Genomic DNA, 19,476 nt, shown 5'->3' on the forward strand with positions numbered 1-19,476 from the left:
ATGGTATATAAAACAAACATCCGTGCCCCACGTGGTTCTGAGCTTTCATGTAAAGGGTGGACACAGGAAGCGGCAATGCGAATGCTGATGAACAATTTAGATCCGGAAGTAGCGGAAAATCCGGATGAGCTGGTCGTATATGGCGGTATAGGGAAAGCGGCACGTGATTGGGAAAGTTACGAAAAGCTCATTGCAACATTAAAAGAACTGGAAAATGACGAAACGATGATTGTACAATCCGGAAAACCGGTTGCAGTATTTAGAACACATGAAAATGCACCGCGCGTACTGATCGCCAACTCGAATCTAGTGCCTGGATGGGCGAATTGGGACCATTTCTATGAACTGGAAGAGCGCAATTTAATGATGTACGGGCAAATGACGGCAGGCTCGTGGATCTATATCGGGGCACAAGGTATTTTGCAAGGAACGTATTTGAGTTTTGTGGAAGCAGGGAAAAAGAAGTTTGGAACAGCCGACCTTCGTGGTAAGTGGATATTAACTGGTGGTATGGGCGGTATGAGTGGTGCCCAGCCATTAGCCGGAAAAATGGCGGGTGCGGTCATTTTAGTTGTGGAAGTGGACCGTGCACGAATCGAACGCAAAATAAATGAAGGCTACTGTGATTACCTTGTCGAAACAGTAGATGAGGCGATAGAGCTTGTAAATAAGTTAACAGCCGCAAAAGAACCTGCGTCAATCGGCTTAGTAGGAAACTGTGCAGACGTTAACCGCGAGCTGTTAAATCGCGGCATGATTCCGGATTTCGTTACAGACCAGACATCTGCGCACGACCCGATTAACGGCTATATTCCAAACGGGATGACGCTGGAGGAAGCACTTCAATTGCGCAAAACGGATGTGAAAACATATGAGCGCCGTGCGAAGGAAACGATGGCAGAGCATGTACGAACAATGCTTGAGTTCCAGCAGGCAGGTGCGGAAACATTCGACTACGGAAACAATATCCGCGCGTATGCAAAGGAAATGGGTGTGGATAATGCTTTTGACTTCCCTGGGTTTGTACCAGCCTATATCCGCCCGTTGTTCTGTGAAGGAAAAGGGCCATTCCGCTGGGCAGCACTGTCAGGTGACCCGGAGGATATTTACAAAACAGATGCTTTGGCAAAAGAAATGTTTGCTAAAGACACAGCATTAGTAAACTGGATTGACATGGCACAGAAAATGGTGAAATGGCAAGGCTTACCTGCCCGTATTTGCTGGCTAGGGTATGGCGACCGCCACCGCTTTGCACTACGCGTGAACGAGATGGTCGCGAATGGTGAATTGAAAGCGCCGATTGTATTCGGCCGTGATCATTTGGACTCCGGATCAGTAGCTTCACCAAACCGTGAAACAGAAGGTATGCAGGATGGATCAGATGCTGTATCAGACTGGCCATTATTAAATGCGCTCGTCAATACGGCAGGCGGTGCAAGCTGGGTAAGCATTCATCATGGCGGCGGTGTAGGAATGGGGTATTCCCAACATGCCGGTCAAGTACTAGTAGCTGACGGCACAAAGCTGGCAGCAGAAAAAATCAATCGCGTGCTTATTTCAGACCCGGGTATGGGGGTTGTACGCCATGCAGATGCAGGCTACGACATTGCAGTTCGCACAGCAAAAGAAAAAGGTATCAATATGCCGATGCTAAAAGGATGATGAACTTTGGCTATTTTAATAAACAATGCAAATGAAGTATTAACTATGGAAAGTGATGTGAAATTACCTCGCCGCCGTGAGCAGATGAGCGAGCTCGGCCTGAAAAAAGAGGTAAGTGTATTAATTGAAGGAGACCGCATTGCAATGATTGCGCCTCTTGATGAAATAAAACAGGAATATCCGCATCTAGTAAGCAATGCCGAGGTTATTGATGCACGAGGGAAGATTGTCATGCCGGGCCTTGTTGACTGCCATACACATTTAGTGCATGGGGGGACACGTGAACATGAGCTGAATATGCGTCTTGCCGGAAGGTCCTATATGGATATTATGAATGAAGGCGGCGGAATCCACTATACGACGACAAAAACACGTGAAGCGAGTTATGATGATCTATACAATAAAACCGTACAGCATTTAAACGAGTTTTTGCGTCACGGCGTCACGACAGTTGAAGCAAAATCGGGCTACGGTCTTGATCTTGAAAATGAACTCAAACAGCTTTATGTTGTGAAGAAACTGCAGGAAGAGCATGTGGTAGATGTTGTCTCGACTTTTATGGGCGCACATGCCGTTCCGAAAGAATATAAAGGCAATGAAGATGAATTCGTGAAAATTATTATAGAGCAGATGATTCCGAAAGTGGCGGAGCTGGGGCTTGCGGAGTTCAATGATGTTTTTTGCGAAAAAGGGGTGTTCACACCTGCGCAATCCCGTCTGGTTTTAGAAGCGGGGAAAGCTTACGGGCTGACACCGAAAATTCATGCAGATGAAATCGAGCCATATGAAGGAGCGGAACTCGCTGCAGAAGTCGGGGCAATTTCAGCAGAGCATTTACTCGTCGCTTCAGATGAAGGGATTGCTGCTATGGCAAAGGCAGGGACAATTGCAGTGCTCTTGCCGGGAACCGCCTTCTTTCTACGCGCACCGTATGCAAGAGGTCGCCTGATGGTCGATAGTGGCGTACCTGTAGCTATTTCAACGGACTTTAATCCGGGATCGTCCCCAACGATCAGCTTGCCGTTCATTCAAAATTTGGCATGCATGAATATGGGAATGACGATGGAAGAAGTGCTTTGTGCAACGACAATCAATGCTGCCCATGCGATAAAACGCGCCGATCAAGTCGGTACGCTCGAAAAAGGGAAACAGGCCGATGTACTGATTTTAGACGTCCCGAATTATAAGCAGCTTCAATATTTTTACGGGATGAATCATACAGACACTGTAATTAAAGCAGGAAATGTCGTTGTGAAAGGTGGCAGCTTACTGTGAGCAAGTTCCTAATAAGCCCGGCAACTTCTTGGAATCGGGTAAAATCTGAAGACATGAAGGTTAAAGACTGGATTGCACCAAGTTATGGAGAGCTTTCGGATTCCTTTGACGTGGTCATAACAGGGGTCCCGCTGTCACGCTCATCGATTAGTGCTTCAGCAGCCTCGGAATATCCGGATTTTTTCCGTAAAAGCTGGAATCTGTTTACTACGTATTCGATTGATGAAGATGTAGATGTGCGGGAATTACGGGTCGCTGATGTCGGCGATGTGAAAATGCACGGAACGAATATTTTGCAGTGTCATGACAATATTGAACAGGCGATGACGGATGTTTTGAATGAATGTCCTGAAAGCTTCTATGTACAAATTGGCGGCGATCATTCGATTACTGCACCGGTTGTTAAAGCATTTGCTAGTATATCCGGCAAGCGAATCGGTATTTTGCAGTTTGATACCCATCTGGATTTACGTGATACGGAATCAGATGGCCCGACAAATGGCACGCCGATCCGCCAGCTCCTTGATGCTGGGGTAGTACGAGGAGAAGATGTGTACAATATCGGGCTGCACGGTTTTTACAATGCCCCGAGCCTTATTCGTACTGCGGACCATTATGGTGTGAATCGTATTACATTAAAGGATTTCCGTCGTCGTGGCGCGGAGTCCGTAATAGCGAATGTGATGGAGGAGCTTTCCAAGAAAGTGGATCTTGTTTATGTGACAGTTGATATGGATGTTCTTGATATTGCATACGCACCGGGAGTTCCTGCTTCTACACCAGGTGGCATGCGGACAGATGAGTTGTTCGATTTGCTGTATGAAGTAGGAAAATACGAAATTGTAAAAGGTATGGATTTCGTCTGTGTCGACCCTCATCGTGATACACGTGAATTGCAGACGGTAAAAGCCGGAGTGTACGCATTTTTAACAATGCTGGTATCAAGATTTATTCATTTGAAATGAAAAGCTGACCGAATTTCTTTTTAAGGGAATTCGGTTTTTTTATGGAGTAAAATATAACAAAAGCGGATTAAGAATTAAATCTGGGGGTAAAGGAGGAAAGAGATTAATAACTACAGGAGGTTGTCAAATGGCTGCTAAAAAGGAACTAGCATTACATGAACAATTGGAAGTCCATGAAGTATTAATTTTTAAAACGACATGTGTTACAAAAGGGAAGTTGTTCTCACCTCTTGTTCAGGACAAGAAACTTAAGGAAATCCTTGATGAGGATCTGGAACTTTCCGTAAAGGCAATTAAAGATCTGAAAAAATTACTGAAAGATGCAAGCAACTAAGGAGGCAGAGACAATGGCAACGAAAAAATCAGAAGAAACAACTGAACAGCAACTGGACCTGGATTTGGATGTATCAATGATTGACGATATGGCGATTGCTACTGACCTGCTTATCACATCGAAAGCAGCAGTTCGAAACTTGGCGGTAGCCATTACCGAAACGGCAACACCGGCTGTTAAACGAATTCTACGCCGCGAACTGGATAACGCGATTGATACACACGACAAAATTGCACAATATATGATCAAGAATGAAATGTATCATGCCTATGATTTACAAGAGCAGATGGAGCATGATATTGAAAAAGCAGACATCGCATTGAATGTGGCGAAAAAATAAATAAATGGGCTGTTTGAAAAGGTTAACCGCTTTTCGAACGGTCCATTTTTTATTAAGGAGATTTGGTTTTCTAATAAGTTCAGAGATTTTCTAATATCCGCACTCGAGCTTCTAATAAATCTTACATTTTCTAATAAAGTACATGAATTTTCTAATATCAATCCCCGATTTCGAATATAGAGCCGAAAGTTTCGAATATCGTCCCCGAGTTTTCTAATATACTTCTATATCTTCTAATAAAAAGCCAACTGCCGTACAGGAAAAATTTATGAAACTTCTCCTGGCCCCCACTCGTAAAGAGTACCAATTACTTTCGTAAAGGGAGGTCTGGCATGAAACGTAAAATTCTGTTCGCACTCATTGGAGCACTGCTCTTACATATTCTATATTTCGCCGCACAGCTGTTAATCGGCTTAGTTCAAACTTTTTTCTATAAACCACAATTTGCACCGGATACGGATGTGCTGCAATCTGAAATGGCATTCGGATTTGTTAACCAAGGTTCCCCGATATTTCTTCTTGGCAGCTATATTGGGGTATCACTTCTTATATTCGCTGTGCTCAGTTTAAAAAAGAAAGGCGTGAACAGCATTGATCGAAATTAACGGAAAATATACAAACGCTAAAATTTATACGAACACACCACAGGAAGTGGCGATTCAGCAAATTGATGAACTCGTCAATCAGTCGTTTATGGAAGGAACAAAAGTAAGGATTATGCCCGACTATCATGCCGGAAAAGGTTGTGTAATCGGTACAACAATTCAGTTGAATGACCGTGTTGTACCGAACCTCGTAGGTGTTGATGTAGGGTGTGGGGTGCTCGTTTCGGAAATCGGTAAAGGCGCAATTGATTTTAATGAACTCGATACAATGATCCGACGTTTCGTACCGAGTGGTAATGAAATCCATGAAACTGCGCTAAAAGTGAAAGATGCAGAACGTTTTGCGAACGAAAACTTCATCGCATGCGGCTTGCAAAATGAATACACTGGACGCTCGCTAGGTACATTGGGCGGCGGTAATCATTTTATCGAGCTTGCAAAAGACGAGACGGGAGTCCATTATTTATTAATCCATACGGGCTCGCGCTACGTGGGGGCAAAGGTGGCAAACTGGCATCAGAAGCGGGCATTTGAATCATTGCAGCGCGAAGATTTAACTGAAAGAATTGCGGCACTGAAGGAAGCAGGAAAAAGCAAAGACATTCAAAAAATGATTAAAGCATATAAGAACGAAAATCCGGTTGTTCCAAAGGATTTGGCATATTTAGAAGGCGATCTGTTCCAGGAATATATTGCGGACATGAAACTGGCACAGCTTTTCGCGCATGAAAACCGTATCCATATTGCCAAGACAATCGCCGAGCATATGAAGTGGGAATTCGCGGAGCAGTTTGATTCCGTACACAATTATATTGATACGGATGCCATGATTTTGCGTAAAGGGGCAGTACGAGCGGCAAAGGATGAAAAGCTCGTCATTCCGATGAATATGCGGGACGGTTCTCTTATTTGTATCGGAAAAGGGAATGCAGATTGGAATGAATCCGCCCCACATGGAGCAGGCCGAATTTACTCGCGGACAGCGGCAATGAAAAACCTGTCGATGGATGATTTTAAACAGACGATGCTAGGAATTTGGACAACTTCGGTAAGTGAGGAAACGCTCGACGAAGCACCAATGGCCTATAAGCCGATGCAGGAAATTGTCGAGCAAATCGGAGAAACGGTGACAATCCAAAAGCACGTGACACCGGTTTATAATTTCAAAGCGAGTGATAAATGGAAGCGATAGTTCTAAAAAGGACAATGTAGCCACTTGGTGCCGTTAGTATTCGGCGTCAAGTGGCTTAGTCGTTTTCCGCAAAAATATTATAATCGGAGCATATTGATTATGTACTACAACCGCTTTTCGCAATTGTTGGAATTAAGGGAATATTCTTATGCTATAATCATCTAAAGTAATAATTGCCAAAAATAGAGGTAATAGCATATGGAAAGAAGCTCATTAAATTTTCGTTTTTTTAAGTATAATACCATTCTAGCTATAATGATTTTAGTTATAAGTTTATTTTTAACCTATATTATTATTGGAGAAATTGTAGAAGATGGAATGGGTGAGCGGGCACTAGGTATAGCGAAAGTCGCCTCGGAACACCCAGCTATTATAGAAGGACTGAAGCAACCTCAAACAACATCGGAAATTCAAGAAATTGCGCTACAGTTCCAACAAAATGCCAATGCTGAATATGTGGTTATTGGAGATGAAAATGAAATCAGGTATGCACACCCCGTAAAAGAACGAATCGGGGAAAAAATGGTTGGTGATGATAATGACAAAGCACTAATCGATGGAGAAGTTTACGTTTCAATTGCGGAAGGGACATTAGGTAAAGCATTACGCGGTAAGGCGCCTGTAAAAGACGAAAACGGAAAAGTCATCGGTGTCGTTTCAGTTGGCTTTTTATTTACCGATATCTTTTCAGCAAATATTATTTATTCCAAGTATTTGATTATAGTATTTTTTATTACCATTATTTTATCTATTATCCTGGCCACTTATTTCTCCAATAAAACAAAAGCACAATTATTGGATTACGAGCCTCAGGAAATTGTGAAAATATTGTCAGAGCGAAATGCTATATTAGAATCGATTCGAGAAGGAATTATTATGGTTGATCGAAACGGTAATATTACATTGATTAATCAATCTGCCAAGGCGATTTTAAGGAGTGGGGAATCTGAGATAGGCAGAAATATTAGTGAAGTTATTCCGAACACACATTTAATTAAGGTGATGGAATCCGGCCATGAACAATTAGATCGGATGATGACCATTAATGGTGTGAAAACGTTAGTAAACCGTGTTCCGATTATTAATAAGGGGGAAGTAACCGGTGCGGTGTCCAGTTTTAGACCGTTTGAAGAAATAGATTTAGTTGCAAATGAACTATCACAAGTAAAACAATATATCGAATCCCTTCGAGCGCAAACACATGAGTACAATAACTTTTTATATACGATTTCAGGGTTGATTCAACTGAAGGAATATGATGAAGCGCTATACTTAATTCACTCTGAGCGAATTGGGAACCATGCGCTAATATCCTTTTTAAATGAAAAAATACAAGATACGTTTATTTGTGGTTTAATCATAGGATTCTATAATAGAGCAAAAGAGTTAAAAGTTACATTATTACTAGATGAAGATAGTTTCTGTGGGAAACTAGGTCAACATCTTGAAAAGCATTTACTCATTTCAGTCCTGGGAAATTTAGTTACAAATGCCTTTGAAGCGGTAGAGCATTTAGATGAGGAAGAACGTATTGTACGAATTTATATTTACGAAGATGAAAAAGAGGTTATTTGTGAAATTGAAGATTCAGGGAAGGGTATCGATGAACAAGTAATCCACAGTATATTTGAAAAAAAGCAATCCACAAAAGGCGAAGAACATCGAGGTTATGGTTTGTATATTGTCGATGAAAACTTGAGAAAATTAAATGGTTCGATCGCAATTGAAAGAGGAGAATTAGGAGGGGCACTATTCATTTTTTCAATTCCAAAAGAGGGGTGAGTCATATGGGGAAAACAATTGAAGTATTAATCGTTGAAGACGATGTCCGTATTGCTCAAATACATGAAAAGTTCATTGAGCAAATTGAAGGTTTTAAGACGATAGGAATGTCACATACAGTTGAAGAGGCAAAAATCTGGCTAGATACAATAAAACCAGACTTGATTTTGCTTGATATATACTTTGCCGATAACTTGGGGACAGAACTAATAGAATATATTAGGCAAAAAGATATGGATACCGATATTATTTTAATTACGGCAGCAGCGGAGGTTGAAATTGTAAAGAAGGCATATGCGAGTGGTGTGATTGATTTTTTATTAAAGCCTTTAACTTTACAGCGTTTCACTGAATGCCTTCTCAACTATAAGGAGAAAAAAACAATTTTAAACTCCACCGACCGGTTGCAGGCCGAAGATATAAAAAAACTGTGGAATAACCTTACATATGCGGGTGAACTCGAAAAGGGAAACAACCCTAAAGGCATTGATTCAGTGACAAAGGAAAAAGTGGTAACCTATATTCAACACTGCGATGAAGGAATTACTGCCGAAAAGCTTGGCAATGAAATAGGGATAAGTAGAACAACAGCGAGGCGTTATCTGGAGCATCTAATGGATGAAAAGGTAATTTTTGTTGAGCATATTTATGGGTATGTAGGCAGACCGGAGCGCAGATACTTTATAAAAAAATAAACGATTAAGAGTATGTCATAAAAAGACATGCTCTTTTTTTATGCCGTGATGCCATGAACAATATGAACAATATAGCCAGTATGAAAATAAAAGACAATAGTTTCGTTATATATAAAAAAGACACAATATCCTTTTTAATAAAGATAACGCTTACATAACGCGTAAAACAGAAGGGGGACTATTTTATGACTATGAAAAAAAAGCTATTATCTTTATTTTCAGCAGCGGCGTTAACACTTACATTAGCAGCTTGTAATGATAGTGAGGGGACTTCATCAGGCGACAAAGATTATCCAACAAGTAACTTAACAATCGTGGCACCATCCGGGGCTGGCGGGGGATGGGATTTAACATCTCGTTCGATTGCAAAAGTTATGAATGAAACTAAATTAATCGAAAAACCAATAACAGTAGAAAACAAACCAGGTGGTGGCGGTGCCGTATTTATGGCAACTTACGCAACGAAAGAAGCAAAAAACGACTATATGTTAATGGTAAAATCACCACCGATTTTAATTAATAACTTAAAGGCAGAAGGTAATAGTCCTTACGGTTATAAAGATACGACACCTTTAGCGCAGCTGACGAAGGATTTTGGTGCTATTGTTGTCCGTGCTGACTCACCTTACGAATCGTTAACGGATTTATTAGATGCTGTTAAAGCAGATCCAACAGCACTTACAATGGCTGGCGGTTCAGCTCCAGGTTCAATGGATCATTTAGTTACAATTTTACCTGCATACGAGTACGGCATTGATCCTAAAGCAGTAAAATATGTTTCTTATGATGGTGGCGGGGAAGCGATGGCGGCATTATTAGGGAATAACGCCGATGCAATCGGAACAGATATTTCAACTGTGACACCTTATGTGAAGAGCGGAGACGTTCGAGTTTTAGCAGTTACAGCGCCAGAAAAATTAACACTTGAAGGCCTAGAGGAAATCCCGACATTATATGATCTAGGGATTGAGGCAGAGTTTACTATTTGGCGCGGTATTTTCGGACCTAAAGATATGTCTGATACAGCTAAGGATTATTGGGTTGAAAAATTAACAGAGTTAAATGATAAAGAGGAATGGAAAGCTGAATTAGAGCGTAACGGCTGGGAACAAGACTTCCGTGTAGGCGATGATTTCACGAAATTCCTTGAAGAACAAGAAGGAACGATTACTGAAATTTTAACAGCTTTAGGTATGCAAAAATAATTAAATGATGATGTGGGCATGTAATTGCCCATATCTGCTTTATAGGAGGTGTACAACGATGAATTTAAAATTTGACCGTGTTGCTAGTGTTGTATTTTTAATGCTAGGAATACTTATTATCGTCGAATCCCAAAAAATTTCTACAAGTGCGTACGGCTCTCAAATTGGCCCGAGTACATTTCCGTTTGGATTAGGAATCGCTTTAATTTTATTAAGTATTTTGCTGTTTATTGAAACGATTCGTCACCAGGCGATGTATAAAATTGCTGGGGAGAAAGAAGGAGAGAATTCTTCTAATTATAAGCGATTTCTAATTATTTTCATTTCAGCCGTTGCTTATGCATTTTTACTTGAAAAACTAGGTTATTTAGTTACGACCTTTGCATTTTTATTAATCTCATTCCAAACACTTGAACGAGGAAAGTGGGTTAGCTCGATTATAGTGGCAGCCGCGTTTTCAGCAATCATTTACTTCGGCTTCGTCAACGTATTAGGCGGATCATTGCCTAAATTCCCACTCTAAATAGAAAGGAGGAGCTGATATGTCAACGGTACAGTACTTATTAGACGGGTTTGCTATTGCTTTTCAGTGGCATAATATTTTATTTGCATTATTAGGTGTAATTATTGGAACGGCAGTAGGCGTATTACCGGGAATTGGTCCTATGAGCGGTGTCGCATTATTAATTCCTGTTACGGCTACGTTAACATCTGGTTTACCAATAGAAATGGCTGCAACTAGTTCAATCATCTTGCTGGCGGGAGTTTACTACGGTGCAATGTATGGTGGATCTACAACATCTATTTTATTAAATACACCAGGCGAATCTTCTTCGGTTGTTACGACGCTGGACGGGTATCAAATGGCACGACAGGGAAGGGCAGGAGCCGCATTATCCATTGCGGCGATCGGTTCGTTTATCGCAGGTATTATCGCGTTAATCGGGTTGGTTCTATTAGCCCGACCATTATCTAAAGTAGCAATAAATTTTGGTCCGGCAGAGTATTTTTCGCTAATGCTGTTAGGGTTGGCAGCAGTAAGTGGTTTAGCGGGTAAATCGATTACGAAGGCATTGATTATGACCGTTCTTGGCTTACTATTAGGAACAATTGGAATAGACGCTGTTTCAGGAATTGCCCGATTTACATATGACCAGCCGGTTTTATTTAGCGGTATTGAATTCTTAACAGTTGCTGTAGGTTTATTTGCATTAGGTGAGGTATTTAAAACGATATTCGAGAAGGATGGCAACGATGAACCAATCGCGAAGATCAACCGTATTTTACCTACAAAAAAGGATTTAAAAGACAGTGCGGCACCAATTGCACGCGGTTCATTCCTTGGCTTCTTTTTAGGGGTACTGCCAGGTGCTGGAGCGACACTTGCTTCCTTCTTTGCCTATATTACAGAAAAGAAGATTAGCAAAAATCCAGAATCATTTGGTAAAGGAAATATTGCCGGGGTTGCTTCTCCGGAATCTGCAAATAATGCATCGTCTGGTGGAGCGATGATTCCGCTATTAACATTAGGGATTCCGGGATCAGGGACGACAGCCATTTTAATGGGTGCGTTCATTATGTACAATATTCAGCCAGGTCCATTATTGTTTGAGGAACATCCGGATGTAGCGTGGGGCTTGATCGCCAGTATGTTCCTTGGAAACTTAATGCTGCTTGTATTAAACATGCCATTAGTTCGTGTTTTCGCTAAAATTATTCAAACACCGAAAAGATTTTTACTACCTATCATTATTGCTATTTCATTTTTTGGTGTATATGCAGTTCAATATACAACGTTTGATTTATTCCTGTTATTAGGATGCGGGATTGCAGGCTATTTCTTTGCGAAAAATGATTTCCCTGTTGCTCCATTAGTTTTAGCGCTTGTGTTAGGTCCGATGATTGAAAATAACATGCGACGTGCTTTAACAATTTCAAATGGAGAGTACAGTATTTTCATAGCAAAACCACTATCATTAATCTTCTTGATTGTTGCAGTTTTATGGATACTAATTCCGATTCTTATGAAATTACGTGGGAAAAATGTAATTATTAATGAAGAAGGATGAGTTAAGCTACTAAGTCGTGTTTAACAGAGAGTTGCCGTCCGAATTCGGGCGGCTATTTTATTTGCAATAAATAGAACATGTAGGGGGATTGGGTGAAATGAAAAGTGTGCGTCAATACAAAGCAGGAGCGGCGGATGTTTTAATTTTGGAAGATGTGGAGATACCTGCAATTCAACAGGGAGAAGTATTAATACAGGGGCTATATACGAGCGTAAATTATGCTGATATTAAAACTCGAATGGGTAATAAAGGTCAAAGTACATTTCCCATCACATTAGGCTTAGATATTGTAGGGCATGTCATCGAAAGTAAAAGTGCGGCATTTCAAAAAGGTGATTATGTTTTTGCATTCCCTAAAGGGGGCTCTTATCAGCAAGTAGTAGCGGCGAAAGAAACGTTAACCTTTAAAATTCCCGAAACGATCGATCCATTACAAGCTGCTGCTCTACCAACAGTGACCATTTTATCTGAAATTTTACTCAATCAGATTGGTGAAGTACAAAAGGAAGATACAATTGTCGTGCATAGCGCGGCTGGTGGTGTGGGGACAATGCTTGTTAAGTTGGCAAAACATTATGGTGTATCTAAAATCATTGGGACTGTCGGTGATCTAAGTAAGAAAGATTATGTTCAGAGTATAGGTGCTGCTGATGTGTTTACTTACGACAGCTTTGTGAAAGGTGTTAAGCAGCATACTAATGGTAGAGGGGCACAAGTGATTTTTGATTCGGTCGCTGGTGATGTTACAAAGGCAAGTCTTGAATGCTTAGCTAATTTCGGGGCATTAGTTCAGTTCGGAAATAGCAGTGGTAAAGCTGGCGTAATATCAACAAGCGATGTGCATAATAGTTGCCGAAACATAAAAGGTTTCAGCTTAGGTACAACTCGTAAGGAAGCTCCATCCCGATTAGCTCCCGTAGTTGAACGAATCATTCCATTGTTCGAAAGCGGGCAATTAAGCGTTCCAATTGCTCAAGTATTCAATTTAGAGGAAGTCCAGGAGGCACATCGTCTAATTGAAAGCAGAAAGCATCAAGGGAAGGTTTTAATTCGCCTTTTATAAAGTGAGCTTTATTAATTATCGATACGAACTTTATGAACAATTTTAGTCATGTATGAAATATATATGTTTTAACCTGTTGTTGATTTATTGAGTTTCCCTTTCTAAGAGGCCAAAATAAAGTCTGGAAGGGGATGAAATAGATGGCAACAACGACTACAGTATTGCATGAACGAATAGATTTCCTTACTTTATATAAAAAAGAAACAAACAAGACAGAAGAGTGGCTGAAAGAGCGGTTGGAAGAGGCTCAGCATCCGGACTTTCCCTTAACGGCAGATGAGCTTACGTACGGGGCGCGGGTTGCATGGCGCAACAGCAATAAATGCATCGGACGCTTGTTTTGGAATAGCTTAAACGTATTTGATGAGCGCCATTTACTAAATGAAGTTGAAATTTATGAAGCGCTAATAAACCATATTGATTTTGCGACAAACAACGGAAAAATCAGACCGGCAATTACACTGTTTGATCCGGACCGTGTACGTATTTGGAACCATCAGCTAATCCGCTATGCAGGCTATGAAACAGATGATGGGATTGTTGGAGATTCCGATTCACTCGAGTTTACGAAAATATGCGAAAGCAACGGCTGGCAAGGTGCACGTACAAACTACGATGTCTTACCGCTTGTCATTCAAGTGGATGACCGGGAGCCAAAGTTTTTTGAAATTCCAAAAGAGCATGTGCTGGAAGTGGCGATTAGCCATCCGGATTATGATTTTTTGAAACTAAATATGAAATGGTATGCAGTCCCGATTATTTCGAGTATGCGTTTTAATATTGCCGGCACCGATTTTCAGGCAGCGCCGTTTAACGGGTGGTATATGGGAACGGAAATCGGGGCGCGCAACTTGGCGGATACGTACCGCTATAATTTCCTGCCGAAAGTGGCAGAAACAATGGGGCTGGACACTTCGGTGAATGCGTCGCTTTGGAAGGACCGTGCACTTGTTGAACTGAATGTTGCGGTTCTTCATTCATATAAAAAAGCGGGTGTAAGTATTGTCGATCATCATACCGCTGCCCAGCAGTTTCAACTGTTTCAAAAGCAAGAACATGCAAGCAACCGCGATGTAACGGGGAACTGGGTATGGCTTGTGCCGCCTTTATCTCCCGCAACTACCGATCTGTATCATGAACCGATCGCCAACACGATAAAAAAACCAAACTACCTTTATCCAGCATTAACGGGTAGTAAGACTCCTGCCTCTAGGCAGAAGGCCAACTCCTGCCTCTAGGCAGAAGGCCAACTACCCGTAAAAGCCCGATTGGTTCAACTAACAATCAGTGGGGGATGAAGAAACCCCCACTGATTGAAGTTTCACTCTATCAGCAACAGCCATATTAAAAATAGGTGTGCAGGAAGCGAAAGCCTCTGCACACCTATTTCTTTACCTTTTATTTAAGATAATTTGAATCAATTCATCGCGATCAATTAAATAAACGTCATTGATGTCGGCAAGTTTTTCAGCTTGGCGTGTAAAATGACTGTTTGTGACAACCCATGCTTCTGTTGCCTCATACATCTTCACTGCACCGATAATTTCCTGCACCGCTTTTACACCAACCGTACCGGAATAACGTTTTGCCTGGACTGCAATAATATCTTTTCCGTCCTTTAAAATAAGGTCGGCACCGTAGTCACCGCTCGTTGCGGTATAGCTCACTTTAAAACCGCGTCGTTTAAATAACTCGCCTAAAAACCTCTCGAAATCCTCACCGGTCATTTTATCGACTTCGCGAATGCCGGATTTCCGTAACTTTCTCGTCTTCAGCGATTTCAGCCAAATTTTAAACGCGATATATAGTACGAAATAAGTGACAATTCCAATACCAATGCCTTCAGCTGTTCGCGTTACATAAAAACCAAATGCACCAGCTGATGCGATGAAAAATAGCGGTATGACAGGCAGGCGTTTTTTATTTCGTCTTCTCTTTTTACGCAACAGTTCTATACTCCTTTTATTTACTACCGTTATTATATCATAAAAGGGTACATACGTTTGGTTATATCGTACGATTGTTGGCGCTCATAAATGAAGCGAAAAATAACAGAACAGAAATTAGAATAAACAGCACAATCGGGATTGACCAGCTGTCCGTCAAGTCATGAACATAGCCGAACAGAACCGGTCCGATTGCAGCAACGAAATAACCGATGGACTGTGCGAAGCCGGAAAGTTCAGCCGCATCATATGCTGTCTTTGTACGCAATGAAAACAGCATCAGCACTAAACCAAACGAAGCCCCGCCTGCAAAGCCTAATAAAATCATCCATACGACTGCAAGGCTTGTCCATTCCATCAAGACTCCAGTAAAACCGACTAAGTAACATATCGTAAAGAAAACGACGACCGGACGTTGTGAAGCGATTTTCCCTGCGATAATCGGGATAATAAATGTCATCGGAATTTGCGAAAACTGCATAACGGATACCATCCATCCGGAAGCTGTAGCATCCAGGCCTTGACTGATGAAAATCTCCGGTATCCAAGCAGACGAACAGTAAAATATAAACGATTGAAAGCCCATTGCTCCAGCGACTGCCCAGGCAAGCGGTGATTTCCACATTTGCGTTTTCTTTGTCTGTGAAGAGGGCATATGTAATTCGACTTTTTCCTGGCGCAAAATCGGCAGCCAAATTAGTAATGTAAGAATACCTAAAATAATCGTAATACCAGCTGCGATTTGCCAGCCTGCGCTTGCAGCAATAGGATAACTGAAGCCCGCAGCAAGTCCGGAAGAAATGTTCATCGATACGGAATAAATCCCTGTTAATAAGCCGATATGTAAAGGGAATTTCCATTTAAAAAAACTAGGGATAAGGACATTACCAAATGCAATTGCGACGCCGATTAATATTGTTCCTAAAACGAGTAAAGACGTTGCCCCGAGTGAACGCAGTAAAATCCCTGCACATAGCAAAATGACGGAATAAAATAATGTCCATTCCATCCCAAACTTACGGGCAATACGTGGTGCAAATGGTGAAACGACCGCAAAGGCAATTAAAGGGATAGTCGTTAAGAAGCCTGCAAGAAAGTTTGATATTCCAAGGTCGTCACGAATAAATGAAATAATTGGACCGATTAACGTAATCGGAGTACGTAATGTTGTCGCAAATAAAAATACGGCAACCATAAAATAAATGAGTGTTCGGTTGGATAGTATTTTTTTGCTATTTTGATTTAATTGTTCTGTGTCCATTTTAATTCTCCTTTTGACTAGTAATATATGTTTAATTAGTTTGAATACTCTTAAAAAACAGAATAAAGGTGAAGCCATTGCTATCAAAAAAATGTTATGTTAGACTCTTAATCAATTAAATAAAACATTACCTCATGTAGATGTATGAGGTAGAGGTCGCAATCATTAAGACTAGTATAGCTGAGATTAAGAAGAATTGGTGAAGCTTTATGAAAGGAATGGTTGCCGAAGTATTATTTTTCTTCTTGAAAATAATGCTGGGGCTGTTTTCGATAAGGAACAGAACTGTCACATGTGTGAGCATGTGTTGAGCTATCTTTCAAGTTTGATGAGGTGTAAATATAACCATCACAAAAACTTGTGGTGGTTTTTCTTTTACACGGTCATTAAACAAAACAAAAAGGGAGTTTTATATTCATGAGTGAGATTAAAATAGATCAGCTCGATAATAAAAACGAGCTGAAAAGAGGATTGAAAAGTCGCCATGTAACGATGATTTCGCTTGGTGGAACAATCGGTACAGGTTTATTTTTAGCATCAGGTGGTGCGATTGCACAGGCAGGTCCTGGTGGTGCATTGCTGGCATATGCACTGATCGGCGTTATGGTGTATTTCTTAATGACATCATTAGGGGAAATGGCTGCCTATATGCCAACATCCGGTTCGTTTAGTACGTATGCAACAAAATTTGTGGATCCGGCTTTAGGCTTTGCGCTTGGCTGGAACTATTGGTACAACTGGGCAATTACGATTGCAGCAGAAATTGCGGCTGTTTCGTTAATTATGAAATACTGGTTCCCGGACAGTTCTTCAATTTTATGGACAATTTTATTTATCGTAGTCGTTTTATCATTTAACTTAGCATCTGTAAAAGCTTTCGGTGAAGCGGAATACTGGTTTGCGATGATTAAAGTCGCAACAGTAATCGTCTTCATCATTGTCAGCTTCTTAATGATTTTTGGAATTTTAGGAGGGAACGATCCGGTCGGCTTTACAAACTTCTTTAAAGACGACGCACCGTTTAATGGCGGTTTCCTGGCATTGTTCGGTATTTTCCTTGCAGCAGGTTTCTCATTCCAAGGTACGGAAATGCTTGGGGTAACGGCAGGGGAAACAGATGACCCGGGCAAAAACATTCCAAAAGCTGTACGTTCCGTATTCTGGCGTATTTTACTGTTTTACATTTTCGCAATCGGTGCAATCGGGTTGCTTATACCGTATACAGATTCACGTCTCTTATCAGAAGATATTGCGACAAGCCCGTTTACTTTAGTATTTGAAAACCTAGGTGTGGCATTTGCGGCATCTGTTATGAACGCGATCATTTTAACGGCGATGTTATCTGCAGGGAACTCAGGGTTATATGCAGCAAGTCGTATGCTTTATCAGTTAGCGGTAGACGGAAAAGCACCGAAACTGTTCATGAAAGTAACAAAGCGCGGTATTCCAACGTATGCACTCTTAGCTACATTGGCAGTCGGTTCATTAGCATTCCTTGCATCGTTTTTCGGTGACGGTGTTGTCTACATTTGGTTATTAAATGCTTCCGGTATGTCTGGCTTCATCGCTTGGCTTGGTATTGCAATCAGTCATTACCGATTCCGTCGTGCATATGTTGCACAAGGACATTCATTGAGCGATTTACCATATGTATCAAAATTCTTCCCGTTCGGTCCGTTATTTGCATTTGCCCTATGTATGATTGTCGTGCTAGGTCAAAACTATATGGCCTTCATGGGTGGGACAATTGACTGGTACGGTGTTGTCGTTTCATATATCGGCTTACCATTGTTTGCCGCTTTATGGTTTGGCTACAAATTTAAACACAAAACGAAAATCGTTCCTTTAAAGGACTGCGATTTATCGAATAATTAATTTCTGAAACGCAATGTGAGCTTCCAGGCTTTCATTGCGTTTTTTTGTTTATGAGGATTATTTGTGCAGAAGTGAGGAATAAGTTAGAGTGATTGAGGATTATGCTAGACTGTTTGAGGATAATCTGTACAAAAGTGAGGAATAATTTCCTCGAGTATGATGGCTGCAAGAGTGGTATTATAGAAGAAACAAAATTGAGTAACACTGAAGAATAAGGAAGTGAAAACATGCCTATTTCAAAAGGTTTCTATAAAAAAGTATATCCGTGGTTAATAGGGGAAGATAGCAAAGATGTGTTGTATCGACCGTTTCTTACAAAGGGGAATCCGTATAAATCCCGTATTTTCCTAGTAAGTTCACATGCGGTGCCGTTATTTAAAGTTGAAGACCGAAGTGAACAGATTTTTGCGGAGTCATTAGTGAACAGAGAGCTTTTCCAAGAGCTCTATTTAAGTGAAATGAAAGGGGCACCTCGGGAATTTAAAGGTTCGTTGCAGTTTGAAAATTGGCTGGAAAAGCAGCATCAGGAACCGATTATTTATACATCGTTAAATACGTATCAGCTGGAATCAACGGATGAAGCAAAAGTAGCTAAAAAAGAAGATTCAGCTAATTTTGAGCGAGGAAATCTCATTTTTAAAGAAGTGGTAGAGGAGTTTCAGCCGGAAATTATTATTTTGCAAGGGACTGCCGCATACGAGCAATTTAAAGCACGGTATGCTAATCGGTTAGCCATTTTTAATGAAGATGTGACAAAGATACAATTACTGGAACAGACCGGCCCATTCGCGGAGATAGTTTATGAAGGTGGCAAAAAAGCGTCTATTTTCGTTACCCGCAGCATGAGCTACTTTGGTGCAGACGGTTCGAAGTTCGAACAATTTAAAGTGAATCTAGCTAAAGTATTAGAAAATAATGCCTAAAACCGAACATTATACTAAACAAAATTTACTTTTTAACCAAATTTCCGAAAAATAAGAATAATTTTATTATTTAAATGTTATTGCAAACTATCATTTCCATGATTATAATTGGAACATTCATATTGTTAAATTAAATATTCACCACTCATATAATAGCAAGGATAAGGCTTGCAAGTTTCTACCGGTTTACCGTAAATAAACCGACTATGAGTGAAGCATGCTTAATGAATGTATTTGTCCAATTATTATATATTTGCACAATACATTTGTTATTACTTTTGAAC

Annotated in this window: 18 protein-coding genes and 2 riboswitches; of the genes, 16 read left to right on the forward strand and 2 right to left on the reverse strand. The window is 40.8% G+C overall.

Annotated elements, in window-relative coordinates:
• From hutU to AC0VXV_RS01450, 14 genes are all read left to right on the forward strand, one after another.
• Complete coding sequence (gene hutU / locus AC0VXV_RS01385; protein WP_475530014.1) at positions 1-1,662, forward strand: urocanate hydratase; 1,662 nt, start codon at positions 1-3, stop codon at positions 1,660-1,662.
• Positions 1,663-1,707: 45 nt separating this feature from the next.
• Complete coding sequence (gene hutI, locus AC0VXV_RS01390) at positions 1,708-2,937, forward strand: imidazolonepropionase (RefSeq protein ID WP_475531380.1); 1,230 nt, start codon at positions 1,708-1,710, stop codon at positions 2,935-2,937.
• Complete coding sequence (locus AC0VXV_RS01395) at positions 2,934-3,902, forward strand: agmatinase family protein (protein ID WP_475530015.1); 969 nt, start codon at positions 2,934-2,936, stop codon at positions 3,900-3,902. The genes hutI and AC0VXV_RS01395 overlap by 4 nt, the downstream gene beginning before the upstream one ends.
• A 127-nt stretch (positions 3,903-4,029) precedes the next feature.
• Positions 4,030-4,236 carry a YvdQ family spore coat protein gene (locus AC0VXV_RS01400; protein WP_079523927.1) on the forward strand — a complete coding sequence of 69 codons (207 nt, stop codon included), beginning with the start codon at positions 4,030-4,032 and terminating at the stop codon, positions 4,234-4,236.
• Positions 4,237-4,249: 13 nt separating this feature from the next.
• Positions 4,250-4,576, forward strand: a complete 327-nt coding sequence (locus tag AC0VXV_RS01405; RefSeq protein ID WP_475530016.1) for a spore coat protein — start codon at positions 4,250-4,252, stop codon at positions 4,574-4,576.
• A gap of 332 nt (positions 4,577-4,908) precedes the next feature.
• Positions 4,909-5,181, forward strand: a complete 273-nt coding sequence (locus AC0VXV_RS01410; RefSeq protein WP_475530017.1) for a hypothetical protein — start codon at positions 4,909-4,911, stop codon at positions 5,179-5,181.
• Positions 5,168-6,373, forward strand: a complete 1,206-nt coding sequence (locus tag AC0VXV_RS01415; protein WP_475530018.1) for an RtcB family protein — start codon at positions 5,168-5,170, stop codon at positions 6,371-6,373. The genes AC0VXV_RS01410 and AC0VXV_RS01415 overlap by 14 nt, the downstream gene beginning before the upstream one ends.
• 198 nt (positions 6,374-6,571) lie before the next feature.
• A complete protein-coding gene (locus AC0VXV_RS01420; RefSeq protein WP_475530019.1) occupies positions 6,572-8,155 on the forward strand; it encodes an ATP-binding protein in 1,584 nt (527 codons plus the stop codon).
• Between the two features lie 5 nt (positions 8,156-8,160).
• Positions 8,161-8,850: a response regulator gene (locus AC0VXV_RS01425; protein WP_475530020.1), complete on the forward strand. Its 690-nt coding sequence runs from the start codon at positions 8,161-8,163 to the stop codon at positions 8,848-8,850.
• A 185-nt stretch (positions 8,851-9,035) separates the two neighbouring features.
• Positions 9,036-10,055 (forward strand): Bug family tripartite tricarboxylate transporter substrate binding protein, encoded by a 1,020-nt coding sequence (locus AC0VXV_RS01430; RefSeq protein ID WP_475530021.1) that lies wholly within the window; start codon positions 9,036-9,038, stop codon positions 10,053-10,055.
• A gap of 58 nt (positions 10,056-10,113) precedes the next feature.
• Positions 10,114-10,578, forward strand: coding sequence for a tripartite tricarboxylate transporter TctB family protein (locus tag AC0VXV_RS01435; protein WP_475530022.1), 465 nt, complete (start codon positions 10,114-10,116; stop codon positions 10,576-10,578).
• Between the two features lie 19 nt (positions 10,579-10,597).
• Positions 10,598-12,124, forward strand: coding sequence for a tripartite tricarboxylate transporter permease (locus tag AC0VXV_RS01440; protein ID WP_475530023.1), 1,527 nt, complete (start codon positions 10,598-10,600; stop codon positions 12,122-12,124).
• 97 nt (positions 12,125-12,221) lie between these two features.
• On the forward strand, positions 12,222-13,187 hold the full coding sequence (locus AC0VXV_RS01445) for a quinone oxidoreductase family protein (protein WP_475530024.1): 966 nt from the start codon (positions 12,222-12,224) through the stop codon (positions 13,185-13,187).
• 140 nt (positions 13,188-13,327) lie between these two features.
• Positions 13,328-14,425, forward strand: coding sequence for a nitric oxide synthase oxygenase (locus tag AC0VXV_RS01450; RefSeq protein ID WP_475530025.1), 1,098 nt, complete (start codon positions 13,328-13,330; stop codon positions 14,423-14,425).
• Positions 14,426-14,578: 153 nt separating this feature from the next.
• On the opposite strand, the gene AC0VXV_RS01455 is transcribed toward AC0VXV_RS01450, so the two are convergent.
• Both AC0VXV_RS01455 and AC0VXV_RS01460 read right to left on the reverse strand, forming a co-directional pair.
• Positions 14,579-15,133, reverse strand: coding sequence for a restriction endonuclease (locus AC0VXV_RS01455; RefSeq protein WP_475530026.1), 555 nt, complete (start codon positions 15,131-15,133; stop codon positions 14,579-14,581).
• 61 nt (positions 15,134-15,194) lie between these two features.
• Positions 15,195-16,394: a CynX/NimT family MFS transporter gene (locus AC0VXV_RS01460; RefSeq protein ID WP_475530027.1), complete on the reverse strand. Its 1,200-nt coding sequence runs from the start codon at positions 16,392-16,394 to the stop codon at positions 15,195-15,197.
• Positions 16,395-16,536: 142 nt separating this feature from the next.
• Positions 16,537-16,717: riboswitch (Lysine riboswitch) on the forward strand.
• A gap of 94 nt (positions 16,718-16,811) precedes the next feature.
• Here AC0VXV_RS01460 and AC0VXV_RS01465 point away from each other — a divergent pair.
• Complete coding sequence (locus tag AC0VXV_RS01465) at positions 16,812-18,269, forward strand: amino acid permease (RefSeq protein ID WP_475530028.1); 1,458 nt, start codon at positions 16,812-16,814, stop codon at positions 18,267-18,269.
• A 227-nt stretch (positions 18,270-18,496) separates the two neighbouring features.
• On the forward strand, positions 18,497-19,192 hold the full coding sequence (locus AC0VXV_RS01470) for an RNA 2'-phosphotransferase (protein ID WP_475530029.1): 696 nt from the start codon (positions 18,497-18,499) through the stop codon (positions 19,190-19,192).
• A gap of 125 nt (positions 19,193-19,317) precedes the next feature.
• A riboswitch (purine riboswitch) is annotated at positions 19,318-19,419 on the forward strand.
• The last annotated feature ends 57 nt before the right edge of the window (positions 19,420-19,476 follow it).

The sequence above is a fragment of the Solibacillus sp. iso_87 genome (genome assembly GCF_056173085.1).